1 protein-coding gene is annotated in these 1,438 nt (G+C 37.3%); it reads left to right on the top strand.

From position 1 onward, the window contains the following. Positions 1–58 precede the first annotated feature (58 nt). Positions 59–1,407 (top strand): IS3 family transposase gene (locus H7T93_RS09885; protein WP_151404868.1). Its coding sequence is split into 2 segments (ribosomal slippage): positions 59–509 and positions 509–1,407, totalling 1,350 coding nucleotides; the frame shifts between segments, so codons are not numbered across the junction. Positions 1,408–1,438 lie beyond the last annotated feature (31 nt).

The following is a 1,438-nucleotide window of genomic DNA, read 5'->3' as shown; positions in this document are numbered from 1 at the left end:
ACTGAACTGCACCCCAAAAGTTAGACAGAAAAAATCTAACTTTTGGGGTGTTTTTATTATGAAATTGACTTATGAAGATAAAGTTCAAATATATGAACTGAGAAAGCAAGGAGAAAGCTTTAAACGACTTTCAAATCAATTTGAGGTGAACGTTTCTGGTCTAAAGTACATGGTGAAATTAATTGACCGTTATGGAATAAACATCGTCAAAAAGGGAAAGAAGCGTTACTATTCTCCTAAATTAAAACGAGAAATGATTAATAAGGTTCTGCTTGAAGGTTGTTCCCAACAAAGTGTTTCTCTGGACTATGGCCTCTCCAATCAAGGTTTGCTTAACAATTGGATAGCACAATACAAGAAAAATGGGTATACTATTGTTGAGAAAGCAAGAGGGAGACCGCCTAAAATGGGACGTAAGCCAAAGAAGAAACCTGAAGAGATGACAGAACTAGAGCGACTTCAAGCAGAAAATGAGTACTTGAGAGCGGAGAACGCTGTTCTAAAAAAGTTGAGAGAACTCCGATTGAGGGACGAAAAAGAGCAAGAAGAAAAACGGAAATTGTTCGAGGATTGGTAACAGAGTTTGCTTTAGAGATTCTTCTAAAGATTATTAGGCTTGCTCGTTCGACCTATTATTACCACTTAAAACAGCTGGATCAAACGGATAAGAATCAAACTATCAAAGCTGAAATTCAAGCTATTTTTACTGAACACAAAGGAAATTATGGCTATCGTCGCATCACTCTTGCATTGAGAAATCGTGGCTTCGTGGTAAATCATAAGAAAGTGCAACGTCTGATGAAGGCTCTTGGTTTAAGTGCTCGAATTCGCCGAAAACGGAAGTACTCTTCATATCAAGGAGAGATTGGTAAGAAAGCAGAAAATCTCATTCGACGCCAGTTTGAAGCATCAAAACCAATGGAAAAGTGCTACACAGATGTGACAGAGTTTGCCATTCCAGCAAGCAGCCAAAAACTCTATTTATCACCAGTTTTAGATGGTTTTAACAGCGAAATTATCGCCTACAATCTTTCTACTTCGCCCAACTTAGCACAAGTAAAAATGATGTTGGAACAAGCTTTCACAGAGAAGTACTATGAGAACACTATTCTACACAGTGACCAGGGATGGCAATATCAACATGATTTCTATCATCATTTTTTAGAGGACAAGGGAATCCAACAATCTATGTCACGTAAAGGCAATAGTCCAGACAACGGCATGATGGAATCCTTCTTTGGCATTCTTAAGTCTGAGATGTTTTATGGTTATGAGAAGACGTTCAAGTCAATTGAGCATTTGGAACAAGCTATTGTAGACTATATTAATTATTACAACAACAAACGCATTAAGGTAAAACTAAAAGGACTCAGTCCTGTACAATACAGAACTAAATCCTTTGCTTAAATTATTTGTCTAACTTTTTGGGGTCAGAACA

The sequence above is a fragment of the Streptococcus sp. 9.1 genome (assembly GCF_016648815.1).
Classification (GTDB): Bacteria; Bacillota; Bacilli; order Lactobacillales; family Streptococcaceae; genus Streptococcus; species Streptococcus salivarius_E.
The sequence above is the reverse complement of the archived record's forward strand: the minus strand, read 5'-3'. Positions and strand labels throughout refer to the sequence as shown.